Here is a 26,998-nt window from a genome sequence, read left to right as displayed (position 1 = left end):
CGCGCTCAGTGCGCGCCGAGGTTCGCGTTGAGCGGATCGTCGGCCGCGCGCTTGTCGCCGTGCCGGCGCACCGACCCGTAGACGCCCGCGAGCAGCAGCACGAGCGCCGGGATCTCGAGCGCGCGCGGCAACCGGTGATCGAAGACGAAGCCGTACAGCAGCGCGAAAACGGTTTCGAACACGATCAACTGGCCCGATAGCGTGAGCGGCAGCCGCTTCGACGCCGCGTTCCACAGCCCGTTGCCGAGCCACGACGCGCCGATCGCGAGGCCGAGATTCAGCAGCCAGAACAACTGCCAGCGCGATGCGGGCAGCGCGGGCTGCAGCGCGCCGGCCGGCAGCGCGGCGATGCCGATCCAGCACAGCCCTCCGATCAGGCCCGTGACGACGCCCCACAGCACCGACCATTCGTTGCCGTCGAAATGGTGATGGCGTTGCAGATAGCGGGCGTTCGCGACCGCGTACCACGTCCAGCTCGCGAGCGCGCCCGCCGCGCATGCGATGCCGGCGAGCTTTTGCGCGAGCGTCGTTGCGTGCGCGGCTTCGGACGTGAACAGATCGACGTTGATGCACACGATGCCGGCGATGACGAGCGCGAGCGGACCCGCGAGCCGCTTGAGCGGCACCGCGCCGTGGTCGCCCAGGCCCGCGAGCGTGACGGTGACGGGCAGCACGCCGACGATCAGCGAACTGGGCGCGATGCCGATCAGGTGCACGGCGCTCGACAGCAGCATGTAGTACGCGACGTTGCCGACGAGCGCGAGCTTCACGAGCGCGACGAGATCGTCGCGCGTGAGGCGCGCGGCGAGCGAGCGGGCGGCCGGCAGCGCGGCCGCGAGCGATACGAGGCCGTACATCGCGTAGCGGCCGACGCTCAGCAGCAGCGGCGAGAAATCGGTCAGGAGCCGCGGCACGAGAAACACCATTCCCCACAAGGCGCCTGCCAATACGCCATACACCACACCGCGCCGCATCGAATTCTCCGACCATTCCACTGACGAGCGCGCATCATAGCGGTGCGGGGCGGTGTTCGTCTTGTTCATTCCTGCACTCGGCCGATGCGGCGCGTCGGCCGGGGGCGCGCATTGCCGCGGCTACTCGTCGGCCGAGCCGGCGGCGCGCCCGGTGTCGCCGCGAGTCGCGGCGTCGCGCGCGGGGCGGCGGACGGCCCGCACTTTTCCGCTGTTTCCGCCGCCGCAGTAGAACCGGTCGCCGCCGTCGGATTCGAGCCCCGATACGCCGACGCCCGCCGGCATCCCGAGCGCCTCCAGCACGTCGCCCGTTCGCGGATCGACGCGGCGCAGCTCGCTCTCGTCGTTTTCCCACGTGCCATGCCAGAGCTCGCCGTCGACCCACGTGACGCCGGTGACGAAGCGGTTCGATTCGATCGTCCGAAGAATCGCGCCCGTTTCGGGATCGATCTGATGAATCCGGCGTTCGCGATACTGGCCGACCCAGAGCGCGCCCTCGGCCCACGCGAGCCCGGAGTCGCCGCCGCCGCCGGGCGCGGGAATCGTCGCGAGCACGCGGCCCGTGTCCGGGTCGATCTTGTGAATGCGGTCCTCCGCGATCTGATACAGATGCCGGCCGTCGAACGCGGTGCCGGCGTGCGCGGCGACGTCGATCGAGCGCAGCGTCGTCCCGCTTGCCGGGTCGAGCGCGTTCAGCCTGTCGCCGGATGCGAACCATACCCGGTGGCCGTCGTATGTGACGCCGTGCACGCCGTCGACGCCCGGAAACGGGCCGTATTCCCGAATGATTTCGGCGGTCGATCGCTTCATGTCCGTCTCCCGGTTGCTCGATTACGTCATCCTAATCGCCCGGCAGCGGCGCGGGGAGTAACAAGGTCGTCGCGAATCCCGGCACGGGCGGAGTCGTCCAGCGGCGCGCGCGGCCGCGGCCGAACGACTGCGCCTTGCCGGCCGTCGCGAGCGCGTCGAGCGAGCGCTGCACGGTGCGCTGGCTCGCGCCGAGCGCGAGCGCAAGCGCGGAGCTCGACCACGACTCGCCGTCGGCGAGGAGGGCGAGCACCGTCGCGTGCGCGTCTTCGACCGGGCGCGCGAGCACGGCCACGTCGCGCGCCGTGCACGGCGTCAGCGCGAATCCCCGCTTCGTCGCGCGAATGTCGGCCAGTTCGCCGAGCAGCGCGCGCAGCCGTCCGATCTCGACGCGCAGGCGCGCGCGATGCGATTCGTCGATGCGCTTCGCGCGGAACGCGCGGGCGACGAGCGCCTCGCGCGGCACGTCGTCCGGCCAGGCTTCGCCGAGCGCGCGGGCGAGCGCGAACAGGACGGGGCGTCTCGCGAGCGGGACCGTCGTGCGCGCGTCGTGCACGACGTGACGGCACGCGTCGACGACGAGCGACGTCGACGTGCGCCATGCCTCGACGTCGTCGAGCCGCAGCGCGTGTGTTTCGCCGCGCGCGATGAGGCGCGCGGCGGGCGTGTCGAGGGCGCGAAACGCATGTTCGACTTCGGCCGCGAGCGCGGGAATGCCGGCGACGCGCGCCGCGCGTTCGGCGCGGGCGAGCGCCGCGCGCGCGGGTTTCGTCTCGATGCGCCGCAACGCGATGCCCGCGACGATCAGCTCGTGGGCGGCCTGCAAGGCGGGCGGGCAGGCGGCGGCATCGAGCGTGGCGAGCATGCGCTCGGCCTCGCCGACGCGGCCGATCAGCAACAGGCGACGGACCGCGAGATACCGCGCGTGCGCGGCGTTGACGCGGTCGCCATGCGCGTCGAGCGTCGCGCGCGCCGCGTCGAGCGCCTTCTCGGGCCAGCCGAGCTCGCGCGATGCGAGCGCTATCTCGGCTTCGGCGACGACGCATCGCGCACGGGCGAGCGCCTCCTTCGGGCCGAATGCGCGGGCCGCGCGCCGCACGAGCGCCTTCGCCCGGACGAAATCGCCGAGCTGCGCCATCGCGACGCCGCGCAGCGCGAGCGCGGGCGCATCGTCGCGCAGCGCGACGCGGTTCAGCGCGCCGAGCGGATCACCCGCCGCGAGCGCGCGCGCCGCGGCCGTGATCAGCGAGTCCATCGGAATCCCGCCACACTTGTCACTCCCACCGTTCGAAGCACGCGACTAATCTACCACCACGCGATCAAGCAGCCCGCGCGCCGGATCGCGGACCGATCGAGCGGCGCGCGGCGCAGACGAAAAGGAGGGACGAACGATGACGACACACACGATCGGCACGCGCGACGAATGGCTCGCCGCGCGGCTCGAACTGCTCGATGCGGAAAAGGCGCACACGCGGCGCGGCGACGCGCTCGCGCGGCAGCGCGCGGCGTTGCCGTGGGTGCGCGTCGACAAGGCGTATCGATTCGACACCGACGAGGGCGACGCATCGCTCGCGGAGCTTTTCCGCGGCCGCTCGCAACTGCTCGTCTACCACTTCATGTTCGGCCCCGACTACACGGCGGGATGCCCGTCGTGCTCGGCGATCGCGGACGGCTTCGACGGCTTCGTCGTCCACCTCGCGCATCACGACGTCACGCTCGCGGCGGTGTCGCGCGCGCCGCTCGCGAAGCTGCAGGCATACCGGAAGCGCATGGGATGGACGTTTCCGTGGGCGTCGTCGCGCGACAGCGACTTCAACTACGACTTCAACGTGTCGTTTACTGACGCGCAGCAGCGCGACGGGCGCGTCGAATACAACTACCGGCGCGGCGGCCACGCGATGGACGCGACGCCCGCGCCTGCGCCCGTTGCCGAATTCGCGGCCACCTGCGGGACCGACGCGCGCACGTACGCGCGCGAGCGGCCGGGGATGAGCGCGTTCGTGCTCGAGGACGGCGCCGTCTATCACACGTATTCGACGTACGCGCGCGGGCTGGACGGACTCTGGGGCATGTACCAGTGGCTCGACCGCGCGCCGAAGGGGCGCAACGAAACGGGCGTCTGGTGGCGTCGCCATGACGAGTACGACGGGCGCTGACGGCGCGCGTGAGCGCGGCCGGCGCGTTCCCGGGCGCGACGTGTCGTGCCGCGCGGCGCAAGGCGCGCGCCGGGGCGTATCGGCGGCGCTGTTGATTGCGCTGTTGGTTGCGGCGGAGGCGGCGGCGCTCGGATGGCTTGCACCGACGCCCGCGACGGGCGAGACGCCGATGCCCGGCGGCTGGATGTTGTCGGCGATGTGGACGCGGCTGTGCGGACGGACGTGGGGCGGCTCGGCGGCGTCGTTCGTCGGCATGTGGATCGCGATGATGGCGGCGATGATGCTGCCGTCGTTCGCGCCGATGCTGTGGCGCGGCGGGCGATCCGTCCTGCGGCTGGGCCTCGCGGGCGGCGCGCGCGCCGGGCTGCGGGCCGCGTCGGTCGCAGCGGGGTACGGTTTCGTGTGGGCCGTGGCCGGCCTCGCCGTCCATGCGCTCGGCGCGGCGCTGGCGGCGCTCGAGTGGCGCATGCCGGCGCTCGCCCGCGCGGCTCCGGCCGCGGGCGGCGCGATCGTGCTCGGCGCGGGCGCGCTTCAGTTCACCGCGTGGAAGGCGCGCCATCTGGCGTGCTGCCGCGATGCGGCGCGTTGCGGCGGTCCGTCGCCGGCGAGCGTTGGTGCGGCGTGGCGACAGGGCGTGCGTTTCGGTGTGCGCTTCGGCGTTCGCTGCTGTTGCTGTAGCGCGGGCCTCACCACGAGCCTCCTCGTCGCCGGGATCATGGATTGGCGCGCGATGGCCGCCGTGACCGCCGCGATCGCCGTCGAGCGCCTCGCGCCGGCGGGCGAGCGCGCCGCGCGCATGATCGGCGGGGGCGTCGCCGCGATGGGCGCGGTCATGGTCGCCCGTGCGGCGGGCCTGGGTTGACGTCGCGTGCGATGCGCGCGGCGCGTCCGTCGCATCCGGCACATTTCTGCCATTCGGCGCGAACCCGCGCGATGCCGGCCGAAACGAAACCGGCTCGAAAACGACTCGAACTGGAATCCGAACGATTCGGGGGGCAAACGGCGAGAAAGGGGGGAGAGACGGCTAAGCCGTTGTTCGTGTTGTGAAAATTAGCCGGGCATCGCGTATAATTCGCTTTTGCGCCTATAGGATTTGCCATGCGTCTGATCCAAAAAGCACTCACGTTCGATGACGTGCTCCTCGTCCCGGCGTTCTCCGACGTTCTGCCGCGCGACACCAGCCTCAAGACCCAACTGACTCGCCACATCTCCCTGAACATGCCGCTCGTGTCCGCCGCAATGGACACGGTCACCGAAGGCCGTCTCGCGATCGCGATGGCGCAGCAAGGCGGCGTCGGCATCGTCCACAAGAATCTCACCCCCGTCGAGCAGGCGCGCGAGGTCGCGAAGGTCAAGCGCTTCGAATCGGGCGTCGTGCGCGATCCGATCACCGTCCCGCCGAGCATGAAGGTGCGCGACGTGATCGCGCTGTCGCGCCAGCATGGCATCTCGGGCTTCCCGGTCGTCGAAGGTCCGAAGCTCGTCGGCATCGTGACGAACCGCGATCTGCGCTTCGAAACCCGCCTCGACGAGCCGGTCAAGTCGATCATGACGCCGCGCGAGCGCCTCGTGACGGTTGCCGAAGGCACGCCGCTCGCCGAGGCGAAGGCGCTGATGCACAGCCATCGCCTCGAGCGCGTGCTCGTCGTCAACGCGGCGTTCGAGCTGCGCGGCCTGATGACGGTCAAGGACATCACGAAGCAGACCGAGCACCCGGAAGCGTGCAAGGACGAGCACGGCAAGCTGCGCGCGGGCGCGGCGGTCGGCGTCGGTCCGGACAACGAGGAGCGCGTCGAGCTGCTCGTGCAGGCGGGCGTCGACGTGATCGTCGTCGATACCGCGCACGGCCACAGCAAGGGCGTGCTCGAGCGCGTGCGCTGGGTCAAGCAGAACTTCCCGAAGGTCGAAGTGATCGGCGGCAACATCGCGACCGCGGCCGCTGCGAAGGCGCTCGTCGAATACGGCGCGGACGCGGTGAAGGTCGGCATCGGCCCAGGCTCGATCTGCACGACGCGGATCGTCGCGGGCGTCGGCGTGCCGCAGATCAGCGCGATCGCGAACGTGTCGGACGCGCTGCGCGGCACCGGCGTGCCGTGCATCGCCGACGGCGGCATCCGTTTCTCGGGCGACGTGTCGAAGGCGCTTGCCGCCGGCGCGAACGCGGTGATGATGGGCAGCATGTTCGCCGGCACGGAAGAAGCGCCGGGCGACGTGTTCCTGTATCAGGGCCGCCAGTACAAGTCGTATCGCGGCATGGGCTCGGTCGGCGCGATGAAGGACGGCGCGGCGGACCGCTACTTCCAGGACAACTCCGCGAACATCGACAAGCTCGTGCCGGAAGGCATCGAAGGCCGCGTCGCGTACAAGGGCTCGGTCAACGCGATCCTCTTCCAGTTGATCGGCGGCGTGCGCGCGAGCATGGGCTACTGCGGCTGCAAGACGATCGCCGAGCTGCACGACAAGGCCGAGTTCGTCCAGATCACCGCGGCCGGCATGCGCGAGTCGCACGTGCACGACGTGCAGATCACGAAGGAAGCCCCCAACTATCACGTGGACTGATCGCCGATGAAACCGTTGCTGCGCGCCGTTCTCCTGATCGATGCCGTCCTGCTTGCCGCTTTCGGCGCGCTGTTCGTGCTGACCCCGTGGAAAGCGCTGTATGACGCGCTGCAACTCGTCACCGTCGATCCCGCGATGGTCGGCCAGGCGTTCGGCATCGCGCTCCTCGGGCTCGCATGGCTGTCCGCGCACGCGGCTTTCAACGGCGATCTGACTGCGGGCGTCGCGCGCGCGGTCGGGCACGTGAACTGGCTCACGGGCGTCGTGATGTTCGTGTGGCTGCTCGCGATTCGCTCGCCGCAGTTGTCGTCGTTCGGTCAATTCGTATCGGTCGTCGCGGGGGCCGTGCTGCTCGTGGTCGGTCTCGGCGGCGTGCGGCTCGCGGCCGCGGTGCGGCGGCGCGAGAAGGCGCAGGCGGCGCAGGCGGGCGAGGCGCGCGTCGCGTCGAAGCGCGCTTCGGAGCCGGCCGTGACGCCGCCCGCCGCCGCGCGGATCGAGCCGGACGTGTCGCGCGCGGATGCAGTGGCCGGATCGTCGGGCGCCGCATCGGCAACGAGCGCCGCGCCGGCCGCGGCGAGCGAGTTCGGCGACGCGGCGCGACCGCCGTCGCAACCGTGACCGGCCCGGCTTTCCCGACTGTCAGGCCACCGCGCTTCGCGGCGGCGCGATCGCCCGGATACGTGTTCGATGCAGCGCCTCGTGCGCTGCTTTTGTTATTCCATTGTTCTTTTCTCCGTCCGCTGCCATGCACGACAAAATCCTGATTCTCGACTTCGGTTCGCAAGTCACCCAACTGATCGCGCGGCGCGTCCGCGAAGCGCACGTCTACTGCGAGATCCATCCGAACGACGTCTCCGACGACTTCGTCCGCGAATTCGCACCGAAGGGCGTGATTCTGTCCGGCAGCCACGCGAGCACCTATGAGGACCATCAACTGCGCGCGCCGCAGGCGGTGTGGGATCTCGGCGTGCCCGTGCTCGGCATTTGCTACGGAATGCAGACGATGGCCGTGCAACTGGGCGGCAAGGTCGAGTGGAGCGATCATCGTGAGTTCGGCTATGCGGAAGTGCGCGCGCACGGCCACACGCGCCTGCTCGACGGCATCCAGGACTTCGCGATGCCGGAAGGCCATGGAATGCTGAAGGTGTGGATGAGCCACGGCGACAAGGTCGTCGAGATGCCGCCGGGCTTCGCGCTGATGGCGTCGACGCCGAACTGCCCGATCGCCGGCATGGCCGACGAGGCGCGCGGTTACTACGCGGTGCAGTTCCACCCGGAAGTCACGCACACGGTGCAGGGCCGCAAGCTGCTCGAGCGCTTCGTGCTCGACATCGCGGGCGCTGCGCCCGACTGGATCATGCGCGACCACATCGAAGAGGCGGTCTCGCGAATTCGCGAGCAGGTCGGCGACGAGGAAGTGATCCTCGGTCTGTCGGGCGGCGTGGATTCGAGCGTCGCGGCGGCGCTGATCCACCGTGCGATCGGCGATCAGTTGACTTGCGTGTTCGTCGACCATGGCCTGCTGCGCCTGAACGAAGGCAAGATGGTGCTCGACATGTTCGAGGGCCGGCTGCATGCGAAGGTCGTCCACGTCGACGCGTCCGAGCAATTCCTCGGCCATCTCGCGGGCGTCACCGATCCCGAGCGCAAGCGCAAGATCATCGGCCGCGAGTTCGTCGAAGTGTTCCAGGCCGAGGCGAAGAAGCTGACGAACGCGAAGTGGCTTGCGCAAGGGACGATCTATCCGGACGTGATCGAATCGGGCGGCGCGAAGACGAAAAAGGCGACGACGATCAAGAGCCATCACAACGTCGGCGGCCTGCCGGAAACGCTCGGCCTGAAGCTGCTCGAGCCGCTGCGCGATCTATTCAAGGACGAAGTGCGTGAACTCGGCGTTGCGCTTGGCCTGCCGGAAGAGATGGTGTATCGCCATCCGTTCCCGGGCCCGGGCCTCGGCGTGCGAATCCTCGGCGAAGTGAAGCGCGACTACGCGGACCTGCTGCGCCGCGCAGACGCGATCTTCATCGAAGAGCTCCGCGGGACGTTGGCGACCGAGCAGGATGCGGCGGCGGGTCTTTGCGAGCCCTCGCAGGTCGGCAGGAGCTGGTACGACCTGACGAGCCAGGCGTTCGCGGTGTTCCTGCCGGTGAAGTCGGTCGGCGTGATGGGCGACGGCCGCACGTACGACTACGTGGCTGCGCTGCGCGCCGTGCAGACGACTGACTTCATGACCGCGCACTGGGCGCATCTGCCGTATGCGCTGCTCGGCCGCGCGTCGAACCGGATCATCAACGAAGTGCGCGGAATCAACCGGGTCGTGTATGACGTGTCGGGCAAGCCGCCGGCGACGATCGAGTGGGAGTGAAATCAGGTCCTTCGGGGACTATCGTCAGCTATCGAAAATATGCCGTAACTTATTGATTTATAAGGAAATACGTCGCATCACCTATCGGTGGCTATCGCCGGCCAGCGGAACAGGTTGGCAGTAGAAGTGGCGGTAAGAACTGGAGGCCGGATTAAGACCGTCCCGTTCACTATTCAGACCAAAGCCGTCTTTGACGGTAAAAGTCTTCTCAGGAAAGCTGGTTTTATGCGGCTTACCCAAATGGCGAGGACGATGAAGCGAAGACGGTGTTTCCAGATGTGATCGTGCATCGGCGAGGTACAGACAGAACCATCTGGTCTTGGAGTTCAAAAAATCAACGAGCCGCGTTGACAGACAGATCCAGGCTGTGCGTGAATGGATTGCTGAGCTTGTCACTGTCGCGCAGATCCGGATCGAATGGCGCGAGTTCAATCATCGTGTCCTTGTGTTCAGCGAGTGCCGCAGGCAGTCTGGATTGATGATCTTGACAGTGCGCTGGCGATGATCGGCAAGCGTGGCGATGCGGCACACTTCGGCCGCTTGCTCACCCTCGTGGGCTCGCGGCAGCCGGCGCTGCTGGTATGGTTTCGCCGGCGTCCGCTGCAGGCGCTTGAGCTGGCTGACGAATGTGAACGTTTACTGGCAGTGGTCGGTTGGATCGTACGGCATCCACGTCCCGGCATTTACCTGAGACAAGTGGACATTGCCGATGTACACAGCAAGTTCATCGAAAAGTGGCGCGGTGTGTTGTCGGAATGGCTCGATCTCGTACTTCCCTTGGAGGCCGTCGCGGTAGAAAGAAACGGCGGTGCGCATTTCGCGGCCCGCTACGGCTTCCTCGAAAAGCCTGACCGTATCCGGTTTCGCGTGCTCGACGCGCAATTGCCCATGTTGCCCGGTCCTGCGCTTCCCGATATCACAGTCGATGCAGACAGCTTTGCCGCGCTGGCCGTGCCGATCCGCCGGGTTTTCATCACTGAGAACGAGACGAACTTCCTCGCGTTCCCGCCTCTAGCCGATGCGATCGTTGTCTTCGGTGCAGGCTATGGATGGGACGCGCTGTCGAAAGCGGCATGGCTTTCCCGCTGCAGCATCCACTACTGGGGAGATATCGACACGCATGGCTTCGCCATCCTCGACCAATTGCGCAGCCGCTTTGACCACGTCAAGTCTTTCCTGATGGACCGGGCGACGCTGATCGCCCACGAAGCTCAATGGGGCAAGGAGCATGATCAGGTGCTCCGCGACTTGCCGCGGCTCGACGATGCGGAGCAAGCGCTGTTCAACGACCTGCGCGATAACCGGATTCGTAAAAATTTGCGGCTCGAGCAAGAGCGTATCGGCTTTCAGTGGGTTGAAACCGCGCTCGCCACGACTGCAAGACAGTGAAGACGGTATTCGGGGGCAGTTCGAGAGGAGGCTCACTTGATACTGTCGGAGGTGTCAACGATCGTATTGACATGCCACGTTGTGGCGATGCTGCAGAAAAAGCGGCATCGATCGTCCGAGGCGGTCGGTCGAAGGCCGTTAAGTGCCGGCAGGAATCCTTGAAGCGCTATGCCGGCAACAGACCGGCAGCGCGGTAGCCCTCGATCAATGCGTCATAGACGGAGATGTCCGACCGGCTCCGCGCGATGAGCTGGGCGCCGGCGACCGCCGCGAAGATGGCGCGAGCCCGCTGTTCACTCTGCTCCGGCCTGACCGCGTTCGCGGCCGACAAGACCTTGCTGAGCCACGCGACATGCACGTCGGCAAAGGTCCGAACCTCTTTCATTACCTCGTCGGGCAGGCCGTCGCTTTCGGCCGCCATGAAACTGCACAGGCAGATGCGATTGCCGTCCACGAGCGCCTTGCGAAACGTCTCGGGGTACCGGCGCAGGCAGCGCGCCGGATCTGCGGATTCCGCCAGCATCGCGTCCAGAACTGCCGCCGAGTTCTCCCAATATCGCCGCGCCACCGCCGCACCGAGGTCGGCCTTGTTCGTGAAGTGATGGTAGATGCTCGCGGCCCTGATGCCGACGTCCTCCGCAAGATCCCGAAAATTCAGTCCGCTGTAGCCGCGGGCCTGCTCCATCTTCGTGGCCGCCGCCAGGATTCGCTCCCTGGAGCTTGGATTCGCTTCGTTCCTCACTGCTACGGCCCCCGCTTCGAAGGATCGGTTCTTGACAACAGGGATTATAACCTTTTATGTTTGCCCTAACGAACGTTAGGTAGAATGTGCGATAAGTGACGATCCTTGTGCCATCTGTTCCAGTACAAACCGTGGAGAGGAAACGCAATGACTTTCGCTGCGACGAGTTTTGACCCGACCCGACTGCCGATGATGAAGATTTATGACTTTCCCCGAGGGCCTTATCCGACACGCGTGCGCATCGCCCTGGCAGAAAAGAACCTGCAATCCCGCGTGCAGTTCGTGATGGTGGATCTGCGTAAAGGGGAGCACAAAAAGCCCGAATTCATCGCGAGCAAGAACTACTCGGGCACGCTGCCGGTGCTCGAACTCGACGACGGGACGTGCATTGCCGAGTGCACGGCCATCACCGAGTACCTCGACGGGCTTGACGGCGCGCCCACGCTTACCGGCAGGACGCCGCGTGAAAAGGGCGTGATCCACATGATGAGCAAGCGCGCCGAACTGGAACTGCTCGACGCCGTTAGCGTCTATTTCCATCACGGGACGCCGGGGCTCGGGCCTGAGGTCGAGCTGTATCAGAACCCCGAATGGGGGTTCCGTCAGCGTGACAAGGCCTTGAGAGGCATGCACTACTTCGACGCCGTTCTGAAGAGCCAGCCATATGTCGCCGGAGAGGCTTTTTCGATGGCCGACATCACCGCGATCGGCGGTTTGCTCTTCGCGTCGATGGTCGAGCTGCGGGTGCCTGCGGAGTGCCGGGCCCTTCTAGGCTGGTACGCGAGAATACTGGAACGTCCCAGCGTAAAGAACCAGCCGGCGTTTGCTGCACTGGCATCCGACTGAACGCGATCTCTGCAAATGCGTGCTTTCGTCCTTTGAAGTCAGCCTTGGCGCGCGGTGTCGTGAGGATCCTGTTCATCCGTCATGCAACCTTCGGGACCGCGCCGATCGGTCACGGCGACGGTTGCCGGCAGGCCCTTCATCTCGAAGGCAATCCCGAGGCGCGTCGTCGATACCGGGAATTCCGGCGGCGCGGGACTCGTGTTGCCACGGCCGCGCGGCAACACGCGACGTCGCTGCCGCTAGCCGGCGTCGCGCGTCGGCCCGGCCGGATGCTCGTTCAGTACCCGTAGCATCGTCTCGACGAGGACTGCCGCATCCGAGCGGCGCTTCACCGCGAGGCGCGCCTCGCCGAGCGCCCTGAATGCCGCGCCGCCGAAGTATTCCATGATGTCGGGGAGGCGGTGCACGCTGCCGCGGCTGCCCCAGCAGCCGTCGTCGACCTCGGTCGGAAAGATCCACACGCGTGCCCCGATCTCGTCCGCTGACGTGCCTTCCGCACGCGCGACGGCCGCAGTGACTTCCTTGACGAGGCCGGCTCGCGCGGCATCCGTGTACTGGCCTTCCGGCACCGACGGCACGATCCGATAGATCGGCGCGCCGGCGGGCGCACCCGCCCGATAGACCGCCGCGGGCCGATGCACGAATATCCACGTGACGTCACGCACGCGTGGATCGTCCGGATCGAGCTGCTCGTGACGGATCAGAATATTGGTCAGCTCGCGCATCAACTGCGCCTCTGCTTGCGGCGCGAGCGCGCGCTCCGGTATGAATGCATCGATCATCGGCATCGTATGTATCCTCGAATGGTGTTTGGGCGAGTCGCGCCGAGTGCGGCGCGACAGGGTTCCACTTTAGGAGCGCATACGCTGCAACGACAGTGTCTGAACTGCCATTCGACAAGGGCATTTCAGACACACCCATCGACGAAGCGGATCACCGGCGATCACCGCGCGAACCGGCGTCGATATTCGCCGGGCGATATGCCCGTCACGCGCTTGAACAACTGCCGGAAGCCGCTGACGTCGGTATATCCGACGCGCTCGCAGACCGCATCGATACCCAGCTTCTTCTGTTCGAGCAGCCGCTTCGCGACTTCGATCCTGATCGTTTGCAGATACTTGAGCGGCGGCGTGCCGACGGCTTGCTTGAAACGCCGGTTGACCGTCCGCTCGCTGAGCGCAAGATGGCGGCTCAAGCGGGGCAGATCGAACGGCTCGCGCAGATGTCGCTCCATCCAGCGCTGCGCCCGCGCGACCACGGGATCGTCGTGCTCCAGGCCGTCGGCGCGGTGCAGGTCGATGAACGAATCCTGCGACACGCGATTCAAGTCGATCAGCATGATCTTTGCCGTCGCCGCGGCAAGCTTCGGCGTCCCGAGCTTGTCGACCACACGTAGCGCGAGATTCTGATAAGACGTGACCGCGCCGCCGCAGAGAATGCCGTCCTGTTCGGTCAGCACGTCAGCCGCGCGCAACTCGACCTCCGGGTACCGCATGCGGAAGCTCGCCGCTTTCGACCAATGCGTGGTGGCTACGCGAGCGTCGAGCAGGCCCGCTTCGGCGAGCAGGAACGCGCCCGTGCAATACGTCGCGAGCAGCGTGCCGCGCGCGTGCTGCCGCCGCAGCGCGTCGACGAGCGGCGCCAGCCGCGCGGGGCGGCTCAGGATGCGATCGATATCGGATACGAACGGCCCGGTCAGCCAGACCGCATCGGCGACGCTTCTGCCGTCGATTCGACCGTCCACCTGAATGATCTGGCCCGACGCGGCGCGGACCGGCTTGCCGTCGATCGATTCGACGCGCCACGTGAACGGGCGCGCGTGCCGCTCGCCATCGGCTTGCGTGGCGAGGCGATTGGCGGCCGTCAGGATGTCGATCGGCGCGGCGACGCCCGATGCGAGGCAATGCTCGACGGCCCAAATCCGGATGAGTGGCATGGTTGGCAGAATCGTCCCTGTACAGGGACGATCCTACCATCGCGATATTCGCTACCGGGGTTGCCCGTTTGCGGTATTTCCCGACGCGGATTCGCACGGCGTCAACCGCGCCGTGGCCGCCCAGAACACGAGCGCCGCCGCGCTGACAGCCGCGCCCAGCATGCAGACGCCGCGCCATCCGGCGCTCGCGTAGACGGCCGTCGAAGCGAGCGCGCCAAGCCCGCTGCCAACCGAGTAGAACAGCATGTAGACGGCGACGAGCCGGCTGTGCGCGTCGGGCCGCGCGCGGAATATCATGCTCTGATTCGTCACGTGAATCGCCTGCCCGCCGACGTCGAGCAGCACGATGCCGAGCACGAGCGCCCACAGCGATGCCGGCATGAAAGCGAGCGGCAGCCATGCTGCGAGCAGCAGTGCGAGCGCCGCGGCGCTCGTCGGCTGTCCGAAGCCGCGATCGGCCCAATGTCCGGCGCGCGCGGCGGCGAGTGCGCCCAATGCGCCGACGAGCCCGAACGCACCGATCGCGGTGTGCGAAAACGAGTAGGGCGGCGCGCTCAGCGGCAGCACGAGTGCATTCCAGAAGACGTTGAACGCGGCGAACATCAGCATGGCGATCGTGCCGCGAATCTGCAATACGCGCTCGTCGCGCAGCAGGACGAACAGCGACGCGATCAGCCGCGGATAGCCGATGCGCGGCGACGCCGGCGCGAGGACGGGCAGCTTGCGCGAGAGCAGCGCCGCGAGCACGAGCATCGTCGCCGCCGACACGAAGTAGACGCCGCGCCATCCCGCGATGTCGCTGACGGCGCCCGCCAGCACGCGCGCGAGCAGCAGCCCGATGACGACGCCGCCTTGCGCGGCGCCGACCACGCGTCCGCGCTCGTGCGAGGCTGCGGCGCTCGCCGCGTACGAAACGAGCCCCTGAGTCATCGCCGTGCCGAGCAGCCCTGCGCCGAGCATGCCGGCAAGCAGCACGGCGGTCGTCGTCGCGAAGCCGACAACGATCAACGTCGCCGCGAGCGCGAGCGATTGCACGAGCATCAGCCGCCGCCGGTCGACGAGATCGCCGAGCGGCACGAGCAAGAGCAGCGCGAGCGCGCAGCCGATCTGCGTGGCGGTCATGACGCCGCCGATCGCCGCGCGCCCGATTGCGAAATCGGCGGCAAGCGCATCGAGAAGCGGCTGCGCATAGTAGACGTTGGCGACGCTCAGGCCGCTCGCACAGGCGAACAGCGCGACCGTGCCGCGCGGCAACGCTGCCGATGCCGTGGACGAACCGGTCGTGTGAATCGAAGGGGCGGCGGGCGCCGCTTGTGGAGCTGGCATGACGACATCTCTCTTTGTGGTTGCAAATTGAAACCAAAAGAAGAATAAATGCGCCGGTTTTAAATTGCAACTCGTTGGGCGAGCCTCGATGCCGCGATCCGGCCGGATGTGCGATGAAAAGCCGAGTGCGGGGAAGCCTCGTTTCGCGCCGAGCATCGTCGGCGGCGAGCGTGGCCGTCCGATCCGGTCTATGCTGCGGAGCCGGCGTCAACCGTAGCCGGCCATCCCGCAGACGATCCAGGAACCCGTCAGGAGAACCCATGGCACTTTCGATGTACGACGTCTCCATTCCCGTGCTCATTCGCGGCTTGAACAACCTGTTGGCCGTGCTCGACAAGGGCGACGCATACGCACGCGCGCAGGGCGTCGATCCGGCCGAGCTCGTTCGCGCGCGGCTTCGCGACGACATGCATGCGCTCGACGCGCAGGTCCAGCGGGCGAGCGACACCGCGAAGGGATGCGGCGCGCGGCTCGCGGGCATCGCGGTGCCGTCGTTCGGCGATACGGAGACGACGTTCGCCGAGCTGCGTGCGCGCATCGGCAAGACGATCGATTTCCTGAAGACGATCCAGCCCGCGCAACTCGACGGCAGCGAGACGCGCACGATCGAGCTGCCGTTGCGCGATGGCGTGATGACGTTCGACGGCAAGTCGTATCTGCTTGGCTTTGCGTTGCCGAATTTCTATTTCCATACGACGACCGCGTACGACATCCTGCGGCACAAGGGCGTGCCGCTTGCCAAGATGGACTTTCTCGGCGGGCGTTGACGTGAATGGGGCTCGCGCCGCCGTTGCCGGCGGCGTCCGCGAGCGTGCCACGTTCGGACGACAACGACCAACGCGGCAGTCGACGTGGCCGGCCGACACAAAGACGGGCGGAGCGACGCGGATTTTCGACGAGTGCATATGCGGGAAGGGGGAACTTGACGGATCGGCACATGCGGCGCGAGTCGATGAGTCGGCAGCCGGAATCCGGCGAAGGAGGCGGCGCGAGAACAATCGGAGGCCTGCGCGGCGCGGCGCCGTATGCCGGGATGGCGCGATGGGTCGATGGCGCGGAGCGCCGTCGACCGACGCCATTGATCGCGATTCCGCCGCACGCGGCCGACGTTTGCCGACCGGTTCCGCTTGCGTCTCGCGTCACGCGCAGAGGCTTTCCGCTACGGCTAGAACCTAAAATCTCACCCCGGTCGCGCATCCGCCCGCGAATCCGCCGGTCCCGCCGGCGCCGCCGCACATCATGCCGCAGCCCGACGCCAATCCGGCGACGCTGAGGGCAGCGGCAAAAACGAGGGCGCGAACACTGCGCCAAGTGACGACCGACATTGTTTCGTTGCCCTGAGCGAGCGCGGAACGGCAGGCGCCGCGCGGTTGGATGGATCGCAGCAAGAATAGCGCCTTTTCTCGCGTCCGAGCCCGGATATCGAGCATTTACTCGGGCGGGCTGGACCTGGGCGCGCCGCCTGCTAAAATCCGCATGCCGCATTGTCATGAAACCCCGATGAAACTGCTTGACGCTCTAGTCGAACAACGTATCGCTGCCGCCGCCGCGCGGGGGGCGTTCGACGATTTGCCGGGTGCCGGCGCGCCGACGGAGCTGGACGACGATCTGCTCGTCCCCGAAGAAGTGCGCGTCGCGAATCGGATCCTGAAGAACGCGGGCTTCGTGCCGCCCGCGGTCGAGCAACTGCGGGCGCTGCGCAATCTGCAGGACGAGCTGCGCGCGGTCAGCGACCGCGCGACCCGCTGCCGTCTGCAAGCGAAGATGCTCGCGCTCGATATGGCACTGGAATCGCTGCGCGGCGGCCCGATGGTCGTGCCGCGCGAATACTGCCGTCGCATCGCCGAGCGGCTGTCCGAGCGCGTGCTCGGCGACGCGCAGGGCGAAGCGGGGGTGATGTGAGGCCCGTCGACGCGCCCGCGTCTGGCGACGAACTCGACGACGAACCGCCAGCGCCGCTTCCGTCCGCCGCCGCCGAGCGCGACCGCCGCTACATGCGCATCGCGCTCGCCGCCGCCGAGGAGGCGCGCGCGGCGGGCGAAGTGCCGGTCGGCGCGGTGATCGTGCGCGGCGACGAGGTGATCGCACGCGGCTTCAACCATCCGATCGGCGGCCACGATCCGTCCGCCCACGCCGAGATGGCCGCGCTGCGCGCCGCCGCGCGCGCGCTGCGCAATTACCGGATGCCCGGCTGCGAGCTGTACGTGACGCTCGAGCCGTGCCTGATGTGCTCGGGCGCGATCATGCATGCGCGGATCGCGCGCGTCGTGTTCGGTGCGCCGGACCCGAAGACGGGCGCATGCGGCAGCGTCGTCGATGCGTTCGCCGATGCGCGCCTGAACCATCACACGACAGTCGAGGGCGGCGTGCTCGCCGACGAATGCGGCGCGGCGCTCAAGTCGTTCTTCGCGGAGCGGCGGCAGGCGATGCGCGAGGCCCGCCGCGTGCAACAGACGCCCGACGCGCCGCCGCGCGACGAATGAACCGGGCGGCGCGGAACGCCTCTAACCACGTCCGATCCTCTTCCTGCGAATTCATGATTTCCACGTTCCGCACGCCGCGCACGATTCGTCTGCTCGCCCCTTCCGGCTATCCGCACGACCCGGCCGCGATCGATCGCGCGATCGAACGCCTGAGCATCGAGCAGCATCGCATCGAGAACCTCGACGCGACGCAACGCCGCTACCAGCGCTTCGCCGGCACCGACGGCGAGCGCGCAGGCGACCTGAACCGGCTCGCCGATCCGTCGCTGCCGCTGCCCGACATCGGCCTCGCGGTGCGCGGCGGCTATGGCGCCGCGCGAATCCTGCACGGGCTCGACTACCGGGGCCTCGAAAGGCGGCTGCGCGACAAGCCGATCGCGCTGGTCGGCCATAGCGATTTCACCGCGATCCAGCTCGCGCTTTATGCGAAGGCGCGCGTGCAGACGTTCGGCGGCCCGATGCTGTCGGCCGATTTCGGCGCTCAGGCGCCGAGCGAGTTCACGCTCGCCCATTTCTGGCAGACCCTCACGCAGCCGACGACGACGATCGTCTCCGACGTACCACAGACGCAGGTCGTCAACGCGTCGGGCACGCTGTGGGGCGGCAATCTCGCGATTCTCGCGTCGCTCGTCGGCACGCCGTACATGCCGCAGATCGAAGGCGGAATCCTGTTCGTCGAGGACGTGAACGAGCAGCCGTTCCGGATCGAGCGGATGATCTATCAGTTGCATTTCGCGGGCATTCTCGCGCGCCAGCAGGCGCTCGTGCTCGGGCAGTTCACCGGCGCGCGTCCGTTCGAATACGACAACGGCTACGACATGCAGACGATGATCGAGCAGGTGCGCGGCGTGATCGGCATTCCTGTCGTCACCGGGTTGCAGTTCGGCCATGTGCCCGATCTGCTGACGCTGCCGTTCGGCGCGCGCGCGGAACTCGTCGCGAACGAGCATGGCTTCAGGCTGACGATGTCCGACTATCCGCATCTCGCGGCGTGAGCGGAGCGCGAGCCGATGCAAAAAAAGGCGGTCTCCCGCCTTTTTTTGCATCGATATGCGCAACTAACGGTCAACCCTCATCGAGTACTCGAACTGTCGCGCGGCACCAAACAAAGGCAAAATTGTCGACAAAATAGTACAGGCTTGACGGCGAGGGCTGCGGTCGAATGCGCCAGAAGCTTGGTCGAATGTACCAATTCAGGGCGATGGCACCGATGCGAAGCACGCGGCATCACTCGAATTGTGCAAAATGGCAAAACAAAATTGTTGACAATATTTATGTCCAACCTACGATGCTGTCGATAACGAGATGCGAATCATGACGAAGAAAGATTCCGCGCTGACGGGCGCGAGCCCCGAGTCGATCGCCGAGCGGATCCGCACCGCGATCCTCGAGCATCGGCTCGCGCCCGGCACGAAGCTGACGGAAGCGCAGTTATGCGAAGTGTTCGGCGTGAAGCGCGGCGCGATCCGGCAGGCGCTCGCGCTCCTCGCGACCGATCGGCTCGTCGATCTGGAGCCGAATCGCGGCGCGTTTGTCGCGAGTCCGACGCTGCAGGACGTGCACGAAGTGTTCGAGATGCGGCGCATCGTCGAGCTCGCGGTGATGGAGCGGCTCGCGACGGGACCGGGCGCGAAGCGCCTGAAGGGCGTCGCGGCGATGATCGACAAGGAGCGCCACGCATTCGAGCGGCGCGATTATCCGGCATGGATTCGGCTGTCGGGCGAGTTCCATACCGAGCTTGCGGCGCTCACCGGCAACACGGTGCTGCGCGATTGCCTGGGCGGGCTCGTCGCGCGCTCGACGCTGATGTCGGCGCTGTATGAATCGCACGGGCGCAGCCCGTGCTCGTTCGACGACCATGCGCAGATCCTCGCGGCGCTCGAAGCCGGCGACGCGAAGCGCGCGGCGCAGTTGATGGCGCGCCACCTGCAGCACGTCGAACTGAAGATGCTCGATCGGCCGGCGCAGGGCGCGGTCGATCTGCGCGAGGTGTTCGGCCATCCGGGCTGACGGCCCGGCCGCACACCGAGCGCGCTCACTGAACTGACGAAATGCCGGGCGGCCGCGCACGCGGACGCCTCGCCAGGGCGGCATCGGGCGACCACGTTCGAGCCGCGATTTCAATGACGATCGCGCGGCTCGTCCGCGGCAGGCAAGGAGATGTCATGGCTCAGTTCAGTGTGGCGCAGCAAAGCGCGTCGTATCGGCCGAACGAGGATCGCCCGGGCGATCCGGACGGCGGCGCGGCGATGCCCGCCGGCTACAGCAAACGTCTGTACAACGAAGATCTCGCGCCGCTCGCGAACCAGAGCTGGGGCGCATACAACATCTTCGCGTTCTGGATGTCCGACGTGCACAGCGTCGGCGGCTACGTGTTCGCGGGCAGCCTGTTCGCGCTCGGCCTGACGAGCTGGCAGGTGCTCGTCGCGCTGCTCGTCGGCATTTCGATCGTCAACGTGCTCTGCAACCTGATCGCGAAGCCGAGCCAGCAGCTCGGCGTGCCGTATCCGGTTGCGTGCCGCGCGACGTTCGGCGTGCTCGGCGCGAACGTGCCCGCGGTGATCCGCGGCCTCATCGCGATCGCATGGTATGGCATCCAGACTTATCTCGCGTCGAGCGCGCTCGTGATCGTCGTGCTCAAGTTCTTTCCGCAATGGATGCCGTATGCGGACGTGCATCGCTATGGCTTTCTCGGGCTGTCGGCGCTCGGCTGGGCGGGCTTCATGCTGCTGTGGGTGCTGCAGGCGCTCGTGTTCTGGAACGGCATGGAGACGATCAAGAAGTTCATCGATTTCGCCGGTCCCGCGGTCTACGTGGTGATGTTCGTCCTCGCGGGCTACATGGTGTGGCGCGCGGGCTGGCGCAATATCGGCCTCAATCTCGGCGGCGTCAGGTATCACGGCGCCGCAGCGATCCCGGTGATGGTGACGGCGATCTCGCTCGTTGTGTCGTATTTTTCCGGGCCGATGCTCAACTTCGGCGACTTTTCGCGCTACTGCGGGAGCTATCGCAGCGTGAAGCGCGGCAATTTCTGGGGGCTGCCCGTCAACTTCCTCGCGTTCTCGCTCGTCACCGTGATCACGACGGCCGCGACGCTGCCGGTGTTCGGACAACTGATCACCGATCCCGTCGAGACGGTCGGCCGCATCGATCATCCGACCGCGGTGATTCTCGGCGCGCTGACCTTCACGATCGCGACGATCGGCATCAACATCGTCGCGAACTTCGTGTCGCCCGCGTTCGACTTCTCGAATGTCGCGCCGCGCCTGATTAGCTGGCGCGCGGGCGGGATGCTCGCGGCGGTCGCGTCGGTGTTCATCACGCCGTGGAATCTCTTCAACAATCCCGCGGTGATCCATTACACGCTCGACGTGCTCGGCAGCTTCATCGGGCCGCTGTACGGCGTGCTGATCGTCGATTTCCATCTCGTGAAGCGCGGCGCGTTGCGGCGCGACGATCTGTACACGACGTCGACCGACGGCGCGTACTGGTATCGCGACGGCGTGAACCGGCGCGCGGTCGCCGCGCTGCTGCCCGCGGCCGCGATCGCCGTCGCGTGCGTGATGGCGCCCGCGCTGTCCGGGCTCGCGAACTTCTCGTGGTTCATCGGCGCGGCGCTCGGCGGCGTGTTCTACCGCGCGCTTGCGAAAGCATGACGGAGTCCATATGAAAATAAAACTGATCAATCCGAACACGACGCAGCGGATGACCGACGCGATGGGCCGCTGCGCGCGCGAGGTCGCGTCGGCGGGCACGGCGATCGTCGCCGTGAGCCCGGCGATGGGGCCGCCTTCGATCGAAGGCCATTACGACGAGGCGCTCGCGATGCCCGGCCTTCTGGCCGAAGTCGCGGCGGGCGAGCGCGACGGCTTCGACGGCTACGTGATCGCGTGCTTCGGCGATCCGGGGCTGTACGCGGCGCGCGAGCTCGCGCGCGGGCCCGTGATCGGCATCGCGGAGGCGGCGATGCACGCGGCGAGCGTGCTCGCGCCGGGCTTCTCGGTCGTGACGACGCTTGCGCGCACTTGCGGGATGGCGTGGCATCTCGCCGAGCGTTACGGGATGAAGCGGTTCTGCCGCAACGTGCGCGCGACCGATGTCGCGGTGCTCGATCTCGACCGGCCCGGCTCGGCCGCGCGCCGCGTGATCGTCGACGAATGCCGGCGCGCGCTCGACGAGGATGGCGCGGACGCGATCGTGCTCGGCTGCGCGGGGATGGCCGAGTTCGCGCACGAGATCGAGGCGGCGATCGGCGCGCCCGTCGTCGAGGGCGTGACGGCCGCCGTCAAATGGGCGGAGGCGCTGATCGCGCTGAAGCTCGCAACCGCGAAGCGCGGCGATTTCGCGCGGCCGCTCGCGAAGCGCTACGACGGCGAGTTCGCGCGCTTCAGCCCGGACGGGGCGCTCGCGCCCGTCGCGGCGACGCAAGACACGCCGTCTCCCGACGTTTTTCCGCAACCGCACATATATTCCGTCTGACATGCATTATCCGTGTGCCCGTATGGGCGCTCCGGGGTGTTTTCGCTACACTGGGTCGTCCGTCGCATCGGCCGCGCAGCCCCGGTTTCCGGGCATCGCGCGGCCGAGGCGAACCCGCTGACGGAGCATCACTTCGCACCCAACCATGGCATTCGATCCCAACTATCCACGCGATCTGATCGGCTACGGCCGATATCCGGTGCAGGCGAACTGGCCGGGCCGCGCGCGCGTCGCGGTGCAGTTCGTGCTCAATTACGAGGAAGGCGGCGAGAACTGCGTGCTGCACGGCGATCCCGCGTCCGAGCAGTTCCTGTCCGAGATCGTCGGCGCAGCCGCGTATCCGGCGCGCCACATGAGCATGGAATCGATCTACGAATACGGCTCGCGCGCGGGCGCGTGGCGCATCCTGCGCGAGTTCGAGACGCGCGGGCTGCCGCTCACGGTGTTCGGCGTCGGCATGGCGATCGAGCGGCATCCGGAGCTCGCGCGCGCGTTCGTCGAGCTCGGCCACGAGATCGCGTGTCACGGCTGGCGCTGGATTCACTATCAGGACATGACGCCCGAGCGCGAGGCCGAGCACATGAAGCTCGGGATGGAAGCGATCGAGCGCGTGACGGGCGTGCGCCCGCTCGGCTGGTATACGGGCCGCGACAGTCCGAACACGCATCGGCTCGTCGCCGAGTACGGCGGCTTTTTGTACGACTCCGATCATTACGGCGACGACCTGCCGTTCTGGATGGACGTCGAGGTGTCGGGCGGCGCGAGCGCGCCGCAACTGATCGTCCCGTACACGCTCGATGCGAACGACATGCGTTTCGCGACGCCGCAGGGCTTCAACACCGCCGATCATTTCTTCCACTACCTGCGCGACGCGTTCGACGTGCTATACGAAGAGGGCGACGAGGCGCCGAAGATGATGTCGATCGGCATGCACTGCCGGCTGCTCGGCAGGCCGGGGCGCTTTCGCGCGCTGCAGCGCTTCCTCGATCACGTCGAGCGGCACGATCGCGTATGGGTTGCGCGCCGCGTCGACATCGCGCGCCACTGGCGCGAGCATCATCCGTATCGGCCGCAACCTCGGCGCGAGGGGGACGCATGATGCAGGCGATGCACTACACGCTCGCGCAGTTGAACGCGATGTCGACGGATGCGTTCGTCGCGGCGCTGTCCGGGATCTTCGAGCATTCGCCGTGGGTCGCCGAGGCGGCGGCGGCCGCGCGGCCCTTCGCCAGCATCGGCGCATTGCACAGGACGATGAAGGACGCGGTCGAGGGCGCGGGCGACGCGCGGCAGCTCGCGCTCGTCAATGCGCACCCGGAGCTCGCCGGCAAGGCGGCGGTGCGCGGCGAGCTGACCGCAGAATCGACGCGCGAGCAGAGCGGCGCGGGTCTCGACCGCTGCACGCAGGCGGAGTTCGACAAGCTGCAGCGGCTCAATCGCGCGTATCGCGAGAAATTCGGCTTCCCGTTCATCCTCGCGGTGCGCGGCTACGACCGGCACGGAATCATCGCGAACTTCGAGGCGCGCGTCGGCCATACGCGCGACGAGGAACTGCGCGCGAGCCTCGGGCAGATCTATCGGATCGCGCGTTTCCGGCTCGACGATCTGATCGACGCGTGAGCGCCGGCTGAACGCTTCGGCCGGTTCGGCGCGGCCCCCGCCAGGTCCGCGCGCGACGACGCGCGGCGGCGGTTTTCCACTCATCAGGCATCAGGTATCACGCACCACGACAAGGACAAGACGATGACTCTTCCGCTTTTCGATCCGAATGCTCCCGAATTCACGCGGCGTTACGTGAATCTCGCCGACCCGCGTCTCGGCGCGCAGGCGCTCGAGGCGAGCGACGATTTCTTCGCACCGAAGGAGCGCATGCTGAATCCGGAGCCCGCCGTGTTCATCCCGGGCAAGTACGACGATCACGGCAAATGGATGGACGGCTGGGAGACGCGCCGCAAGCGCACGACGGGCTACGACTGGTGCATCGTGAAGCTCGCGCGGCCCGGCGTGATCAAGGGCTTCGACATCGATACGAGCCACTTCACGGGCAACTTCCCGCCGGCCGCGTCGATCGAGGCCGCGCACGTGCCCGAAGGCGCGCCGAACGAGGCGACGGAGTGGGCCGAGATCGTGCCGTCGACGACGCTGCAGGGCAATAGCCATCATTACATCGAAGCGCATGACGCGAACGCGTACACGCATCTGCGCGTGAACATCTACCCGGACGGCGGCATCGCGCGGCTGCGCGTGTACGGCCAGCCGCAGCTCGATTGGGCGGGCGCGAGCCGATCCGAGCTGTTCGATCTCGCGGCGATGGAGAACGGCGGCTACGTCGTCGCGGCGAACAACCAGCACTTCGGCCTCGCGTCGAACGTGCTGCTGCCGGGCCGCGGCGTGAACATGGGCGACGGCTGGGAGACGCGCCGCCGCCGCGAGCCGGGCAACGACTGGGCGATCATCGCGCTCGCGCGGCCGGGCGTGATCCGCAGGATCGAAGTCGATACCGCGCATTTCAAGGGCAACTATCCGGACCGCTGCTCGGTCCAGGCCGCCTGCGTGACGGGCGGCACCGACAGCTCGCTCGTCACGCAGGCGATGTTCTGGCCGGTGCTGCTCGGCGAGCAGAAGCTGCAGATGGACAAGCAGCACGCTTTCGAAGCCGAGCTCGCCGCGCTCGGGCCCGTCACGCACGTGCGGCTGAACATCATTCCGGACGGCGGCGTGTCGCGTCTGCGCGTATGGGGCACGCTCGACAAATGAAGACGCTCGCGATCGAACCGTTGACGCGCGCCGCGTTCGCGCCGTTTGGCGACGTCATCGAAACGGCGGGCGCGAAGCAGATCCCGATCAACCTCGGCACGACGATGCGCTTTCACGATCTCGCGAAGATCGACGTCGCCGACGAAGGCGGGCGGCCGCTCGTGAACCTGTTTCGCGGACAGCCGCGCGCGCTGCCGTTCGAGGTGACGATGCTCGAGCGGCATCCGCTCGGCAGCCAGGCGTTCATTCCGCTGACGGACCGGCCTTATATCGTCGTCGTCGCGCCGGCGGGCGATCTCGATCCATCGAAGATTCGCGCGTTCGTGACGAGCGGATGGCAGGGCGTGAACTACGCGAAGGGCGTCTGGCACCACCCGCTGATCGCGCTCGGCGAGGTGAGCGACTTCATCGTCGTCGATCGCGGCGGCGACGGGTTGAACCTCAATGAACAGGATCTGCAGGAATCGCTGTGGCTCACCGAAGAGGCGCTGCACGCGCTGACGGCCTGATCCGGCAAACCCCCCGCTTGACCCGGGAAGCCCGCGCAACGATGTGCGGGCTTTTTTCGTATCGGGGCGTGGCGACTGCGTAAGGACTTTGCATATTCCGTATTGTTGGTTCGTCGCGACGAACGGATCCGGTATCGTGACCGCCGCGTCAATCTATCGATCGATGCAGGTCAATTTCCCGCGATCCTGTCCCACGAACATCCCAACATGAACCGAAGAATCACGATCGCGGCAGCCGCGGCGTCAGCCGTGCTGGTGCTCGCCGCCTGCGGCGACGGCGGCATCGTCGCCAGCAACGACACCGGCACGAGCGCGGTGCGCGGCGCGAACCCGCTCGCCACGCCCGATCAGATCGCGGCGGAGAAGCTTGCGATCGAACTGGTGGCCGCACCCGCGGTCGTGCAAGCGAAGGCCGCGCTGAAGGCGCAATGGCTGGCCGCGGCGCAGGCGGTCGGCGGCGTGCCGGACGAATCGCTCGCGTATCTGCAGACCGCCGTCGATGAATCGGCGATGTCGACCGCGCTCTCGCTCACGAATCAGGATCTGAACGCGCCGAAGGTGATTTCCTGGCTCGCGGCGCCGCACTCATGGTTCGGTATGGACGTGCCGGGCTCGCGCACGACGTTCGACAATCCGGACACGATCTATCGCAGCTTCCCCGTCGACCCGGCGGCGCGTTACGTGATCCATGGCACCGTGCATCGCGACGGTCCGGTCGATACCAACGTCAGCCTGTGGGACAGCCGCCACGCGACGCTGGCGAACCTGACCGGCGATCAACTGCAGGTGAGCGCGGACGGCCGCTTCGCGATCACCGCCGATGCCGGCGCCGGAGACGGCGCCGGCAATCACGTTTCGTTGCCGCCGGCCGCCGCATCGTTCTTCATTCGCGATACCGTCGCCGCATGGGGCGAGCAGCAATTCGACGACCTGTCGGTCGAGCGCGTATCCGGCGTATCGCCGGCGGCGGCGCCGACCCGAGACGCGATGGTAGCCGCGCTGGCCGCGCAACTGACCAGCGGCGGTAGCGTGTTCGCCAGTTACAACGCACTCGCGAATGCACAGCCGGTCAATACGATTCCGGCCGTGTCGCTGGGCGGCACGGCCGGACGACTGGCGACGCAGGCGGCCACGTACAGCGCATTCCGGATCGCCGACGACGAAGCGCTGGTCGTGACGGTCGACCTCGGCGGCGCGAAATACTTCATCGCACCGGCATACGGGCGCTGGCTGATCACGACCGACTATGTGAATCACACGCAGTCGCTGAACAACAGCCAGGCGGTCGCGAATCCGGACGGCACGTTCACGTTCGTCGTGTCGCCGACCGATCCGGGCGTCTATAACTGGGTCGATACGGTCGGTATTCACGAAGGTTTCCTGAATCTGCGCTGGCAGCGGCTGCCAGCGACGTCGGGCGGTGCTGCGCCGGCCGCGCGGGCGACGCTCGTGAAGCTGGCCGAGCTGCGCTCGGTGCTGCCCGCGGCGACGCGCTACGTCACGCCGGCGGAGCGGGCAGCGCAGCTCGCCGCGCGCAAGGCGAGCTACGCACCGCGCTATTCGGCGGGTTGAGCGCCCGGGTTGACCCGGCCGCGGCGAGACCTTCGCCGCGGTCGCAGATCGCCCGCGTTCCGCAGCCGCGCTCATCGCGGGTGGTATCGTGCGTCGATCGT

26 protein-coding genes are annotated in these 26,998 nt (G+C 67.3%); 19 read left to right on the top strand and 7 right to left on the bottom strand.

Annotation, left to right across the window (positions count from 1 at the left end):
• Positions 1-5: 5 nt before the first annotated feature.
• From WS92_RS21890 to WS92_RS21880, 3 genes are all read right to left on the bottom strand, one after another.
• Positions 6-974: a DMT family transporter gene (locus WS92_RS21890; protein WP_059934691.1), complete on the bottom strand. Its 969-nt coding sequence runs from the start codon at positions 972-974 to the stop codon at positions 6-8.
• Between the two features lie 120 nt (positions 975-1,094).
• Positions 1,095-1,781, bottom strand: coding sequence for a Vgb family protein (locus WS92_RS21885; RefSeq protein ID WP_059934590.1), 687 nt, complete (start codon positions 1,779-1,781; stop codon positions 1,095-1,097).
• A 31-nt stretch (positions 1,782-1,812) separates the two neighbouring features.
• Positions 1,813-3,033, bottom strand: coding sequence for a hypothetical protein (locus WS92_RS21880; RefSeq protein ID WP_059934591.1), 1,221 nt, complete (start codon positions 3,031-3,033; stop codon positions 1,813-1,815).
• Between the two features lie 136 nt (positions 3,034-3,169).
• Between WS92_RS21880 and WS92_RS21875 the strand changes: the two genes are divergently transcribed.
• The 6 genes from WS92_RS21875 to WS92_RS21850 all read left to right on the top strand — a co-directional run bounded on the left by WS92_RS21875 (position 3,170) and on the right by WS92_RS21850 (position 10,247).
• On the top strand, positions 3,170-3,934 hold the full coding sequence (locus WS92_RS21875; RefSeq protein ID WP_015600211.1) for a DUF899 domain-containing protein: 765 nt from the start codon (positions 3,170-3,172) through the stop codon (positions 3,932-3,934).
• Positions 3,912-4,796, top strand: coding sequence for a copper chaperone (locus tag WS92_RS21870; protein ID WP_059934592.1), 885 nt, complete (start codon positions 3,912-3,914; stop codon positions 4,794-4,796). Before WS92_RS21875 ends, WS92_RS21870 begins: the two co-directional genes overlap by 23 nt.
• Positions 4,797-5,032: 236 nt before the next feature.
• Entirely contained in the window at positions 5,033-6,493 is a 1,461-nt protein-coding gene (gene guaB, locus WS92_RS21865) for an IMP dehydrogenase (RefSeq protein WP_015601134.1), read from the top strand.
• A 6-nt stretch (positions 6,494-6,499) separates the two neighbouring features.
• Positions 6,500-7,111: a hypothetical protein gene (locus WS92_RS21860; protein ID WP_059934593.1), complete on the top strand. Its 612-nt coding sequence runs from the start codon at positions 6,500-6,502 to the stop codon at positions 7,109-7,111.
• 127 nt (positions 7,112-7,238) lie between these two features.
• Positions 7,239-8,858, top strand: coding sequence for a glutamine-hydrolyzing GMP synthase (gene guaA / locus WS92_RS21855; protein WP_059934594.1), 1,620 nt, complete (start codon positions 7,239-7,241; stop codon positions 8,856-8,858).
• Positions 8,859-9,314: 456 nt separating this feature from the next.
• A complete protein-coding gene (locus WS92_RS21850; protein ID WP_231756007.1) occupies positions 9,315-10,247 on the top strand; it encodes a Wadjet anti-phage system protein JetD domain-containing protein in 933 nt (310 codons plus the stop codon).
• Between the two features lie 166 nt (positions 10,248-10,413).
• Here WS92_RS21850 and WS92_RS21845 read toward each other — a convergent pair whose 3' ends face one another.
• On the bottom strand, positions 10,414-10,989 hold the full coding sequence (locus tag WS92_RS21845) for a TetR/AcrR family transcriptional regulator (protein ID WP_041861632.1): 576 nt from the start codon (positions 10,987-10,989) through the stop codon (positions 10,414-10,416).
• Between the two features lie 147 nt (positions 10,990-11,136).
• Here WS92_RS21845 and WS92_RS21840 point away from each other — a divergent pair, with 147 nt between their 5' ends.
• The gene (locus tag WS92_RS21840; protein ID WP_059934595.1) at positions 11,137-11,835 is read left to right on the top strand and encodes a glutathione S-transferase; all 699 of its coding nucleotides are present in this window, start codon (positions 11,137-11,139) and stop codon (positions 11,833-11,835) included.
• A 239-nt stretch (positions 11,836-12,074) separates the two neighbouring features.
• Here the strand turns inward: WS92_RS21840 and WS92_RS21830 are convergent, their stop codons facing one another.
• The 3 genes from WS92_RS21830 to WS92_RS21820 all read right to left on the bottom strand — a co-directional run bounded on the left by WS92_RS21830 (position 12,075) and on the right by WS92_RS21820 (position 15,097).
• Positions 12,075-12,623: a tautomerase family protein gene (locus tag WS92_RS21830; protein WP_059934596.1), complete on the bottom strand. Its 549-nt coding sequence runs from the start codon at positions 12,621-12,623 to the stop codon at positions 12,075-12,077.
• 155 nt (positions 12,624-12,778) lie between these two features.
• Positions 12,779-13,771 carry a GlxA family transcriptional regulator gene (locus WS92_RS21825; RefSeq protein ID WP_059934597.1) on the bottom strand — a complete coding sequence of 331 codons (993 nt, stop codon included), beginning with the start codon at positions 13,769-13,771 and terminating at the stop codon, positions 12,779-12,781.
• A 51-nt stretch (positions 13,772-13,822) separates the two neighbouring features.
• Positions 13,823-15,097 (bottom strand): MFS transporter, encoded by a 1,275-nt coding sequence (locus tag WS92_RS21820; protein ID WP_231756008.1) that lies wholly within the window; start codon positions 15,095-15,097, stop codon positions 13,823-13,825.
• A gap of 260 nt (positions 15,098-15,357) precedes the next feature.
• Here WS92_RS21820 and WS92_RS21815 point away from each other — a divergent pair, with 260 nt between their 5' ends.
• From WS92_RS21815 to WS92_RS21760, 12 genes are all read left to right on the top strand, one after another.
• Positions 15,358-15,864, top strand: a complete 507-nt coding sequence (locus tag WS92_RS21815; RefSeq protein WP_059934598.1) for a DUF1993 domain-containing protein — start codon at positions 15,358-15,360, stop codon at positions 15,862-15,864.
• Between the two features lie 733 nt (positions 15,865-16,597).
• Positions 16,598-16,999, top strand: coding sequence for a DnaJ family domain-containing protein (locus WS92_RS21810; RefSeq protein WP_006026105.1), 402 nt, complete (start codon positions 16,598-16,600; stop codon positions 16,997-16,999).
• A complete protein-coding gene (gene tadA, locus WS92_RS21805; RefSeq protein WP_059934599.1) occupies positions 16,996-17,580 on the top strand; it encodes a tRNA adenosine(34) deaminase TadA in 585 nt (194 codons plus the stop codon). The genes WS92_RS21810 and tadA overlap by 4 nt, the downstream gene beginning before the upstream one ends.
• A 53-nt stretch (positions 17,581-17,633) precedes the next feature.
• On the top strand, positions 17,634-18,575 hold the full coding sequence (ldcA, locus tag WS92_RS21800) for a muramoyltetrapeptide carboxypeptidase (RefSeq protein ID WP_015601805.1): 942 nt from the start codon (positions 17,634-17,636) through the stop codon (positions 18,573-18,575).
• A gap of 319 nt (positions 18,576-18,894) precedes the next feature.
• Positions 18,895-19,590, top strand: coding sequence for a GntR family transcriptional regulator (locus tag WS92_RS21795; protein ID WP_006026108.1), 696 nt, complete (start codon positions 18,895-18,897; stop codon positions 19,588-19,590).
• A 155-nt stretch (positions 19,591-19,745) separates the two neighbouring features.
• Positions 19,746-21,236: an NCS1 family nucleobase:cation symporter-1 gene (locus WS92_RS21790; RefSeq protein ID WP_059934693.1), complete on the top strand. Its 1,491-nt coding sequence runs from the start codon at positions 19,746-19,748 to the stop codon at positions 21,234-21,236.
• A 10-nt stretch (positions 21,237-21,246) separates the two neighbouring features.
• The gene (locus tag WS92_RS21785) at positions 21,247-22,059 is read left to right on the top strand and encodes an aspartate/glutamate racemase family protein (protein WP_059934600.1); all 813 of its coding nucleotides are present in this window, start codon (positions 21,247-21,249) and stop codon (positions 22,057-22,059) included.
• A gap of 145 nt (positions 22,060-22,204) precedes the next feature.
• On the top strand, positions 22,205-23,158 hold the full coding sequence (gene puuE, locus WS92_RS21780; RefSeq protein WP_059934601.1) for an allantoinase PuuE: 954 nt from the start codon (positions 22,205-22,207) through the stop codon (positions 23,156-23,158).
• Entirely contained in the window at positions 23,158-23,679 is a 522-nt protein-coding gene (gene uraD, locus WS92_RS21775; protein WP_015600525.1) for a 2-oxo-4-hydroxy-4-carboxy-5-ureidoimidazoline decarboxylase, read from the top strand. Before puuE ends, uraD begins: the two co-directional genes overlap by 1 nt.
• Positions 23,680-23,802: 123 nt before the next feature.
• A complete protein-coding gene (alc, locus tag WS92_RS21770; RefSeq protein ID WP_059934602.1) occupies positions 23,803-24,816 on the top strand; it encodes an allantoicase in 1,014 nt (337 codons plus the stop codon).
• Positions 24,813-25,325 (top strand): ureidoglycolate lyase, encoded by a 513-nt coding sequence (locus WS92_RS21765; RefSeq protein WP_059934603.1) that lies wholly within the window; start codon positions 24,813-24,815, stop codon positions 25,323-25,325. Before alc ends, WS92_RS21765 begins: the two co-directional genes overlap by 4 nt.
• A 207-nt stretch (positions 25,326-25,532) precedes the next feature.
• Positions 25,533-26,897: a hypothetical protein gene (locus WS92_RS21760; RefSeq protein WP_059934604.1), complete on the top strand. Its 1,365-nt coding sequence runs from the start codon at positions 25,533-25,535 to the stop codon at positions 26,895-26,897.
• Positions 26,898-26,998 lie beyond the last annotated feature (101 nt).

Source organism: Burkholderia sp. MSMB1588, from assembly GCF_001546925.1.
Taxonomy (GTDB): Bacteria; Pseudomonadota; Gammaproteobacteria; order Burkholderiales; family Burkholderiaceae; genus Burkholderia; species Burkholderia humptydooensis.
Note: the sequence above shows the minus strand (reverse complement) of the source record. Positions and strands in the feature narration are given on the sequence as shown.

Bases quoted from the DNA above. Each gene is read 5' to 3' on its own strand.
- WS92_RS21890 (WP_059934691.1), bottom strand. From the start codon at position 974: ATGCGGCGCGGTGTGGTGTATGGCGTATTGGCAGGCGCCTTGTGGGGA.
- WS92_RS21885 (WP_059934590.1), bottom strand. From the start codon at position 1,781: ATGAAGCGATCGACCGCCGAAATCATTCGGGAATACGGCCCGTTTCCG.
- WS92_RS21880 (WP_059934591.1), bottom strand. From the start codon at position 3,033: ATGGACTCGCTGATCACGGCCGCGGCGCGCGCGCTCGCGGCGGGTGAT.
- WS92_RS21875 (WP_015600211.1), top strand. From the start codon at position 3,170: ATGACGACACACACGATCGGCACGCGCGACGAATGGCTCGCCGCGCGG.
- WS92_RS21870 (WP_059934592.1), top strand. From the start codon at position 3,912: ATGACGAGTACGACGGGCGCTGACGGCGCGCGTGAGCGCGGCCGGCGC.
- guaB (WP_015601134.1), top strand. From the start codon at position 5,033: ATGCGTCTGATCCAAAAAGCACTCACGTTCGATGACGTGCTCCTCGTC.
- WS92_RS21860 (WP_059934593.1), top strand. From the start codon at position 6,500: ATGAAACCGTTGCTGCGCGCCGTTCTCCTGATCGATGCCGTCCTGCTT.
- guaA (WP_059934594.1), top strand. From the start codon at position 7,239: ATGCACGACAAAATCCTGATTCTCGACTTCGGTTCGCAAGTCACCCAA.
- WS92_RS21840 (WP_059934595.1), top strand. From the start codon at position 11,137: ATGACTTTCGCTGCGACGAGTTTTGACCCGACCCGACTGCCGATGATG.
- WS92_RS21830 (WP_059934596.1), bottom strand. From the start codon at position 12,623: ATGCCGATGATCGATGCATTCATACCGGAGCGCGCGCTCGCGCCGCAA.
- WS92_RS21825 (WP_059934597.1), bottom strand. From the start codon at position 13,771: ATGCCACTCATCCGGATTTGGGCCGTCGAGCATTGCCTCGCATCGGGC.
- WS92_RS21820 (WP_231756008.1), bottom strand. From the start codon at position 15,097: ATGCCAGCTCCACAAGCGGCGCCCGCCGCCCCTTCGATTCACACGACC.
- WS92_RS21815 (WP_059934598.1), top strand. From the start codon at position 15,358: ATGGCACTTTCGATGTACGACGTCTCCATTCCCGTGCTCATTCGCGGC.
- WS92_RS21810 (WP_006026105.1), top strand. From the start codon at position 16,598: ATGAAACTGCTTGACGCTCTAGTCGAACAACGTATCGCTGCCGCCGCC.
- ldcA (WP_015601805.1), top strand. From the start codon at position 17,634: ATGATTTCCACGTTCCGCACGCCGCGCACGATTCGTCTGCTCGCCCCT.
- WS92_RS21795 (WP_006026108.1), top strand. From the start codon at position 18,895: ATGACGAAGAAAGATTCCGCGCTGACGGGCGCGAGCCCCGAGTCGATC.
- WS92_RS21790 (WP_059934693.1), top strand. From the start codon at position 19,746: ATGGCTCAGTTCAGTGTGGCGCAGCAAAGCGCGTCGTATCGGCCGAAC.
- WS92_RS21785 (WP_059934600.1), top strand. From the start codon at position 21,247: ATGAAAATAAAACTGATCAATCCGAACACGACGCAGCGGATGACCGAC.
- puuE (WP_059934601.1), top strand. From the start codon at position 22,205: ATGGCATTCGATCCCAACTATCCACGCGATCTGATCGGCTACGGCCGA.
- uraD (WP_015600525.1), top strand. From the start codon at position 23,158: ATGCAGGCGATGCACTACACGCTCGCGCAGTTGAACGCGATGTCGACG.
- alc (WP_059934602.1), top strand. From the start codon at position 23,803: ATGACTCTTCCGCTTTTCGATCCGAATGCTCCCGAATTCACGCGGCGT.
- WS92_RS21765 (WP_059934603.1), top strand. From the start codon at position 24,813: ATGAAGACGCTCGCGATCGAACCGTTGACGCGCGCCGCGTTCGCGCCG.
- WS92_RS21760 (WP_059934604.1), top strand. From the start codon at position 25,533: ATGAACCGAAGAATCACGATCGCGGCAGCCGCGGCGTCAGCCGTGCTG.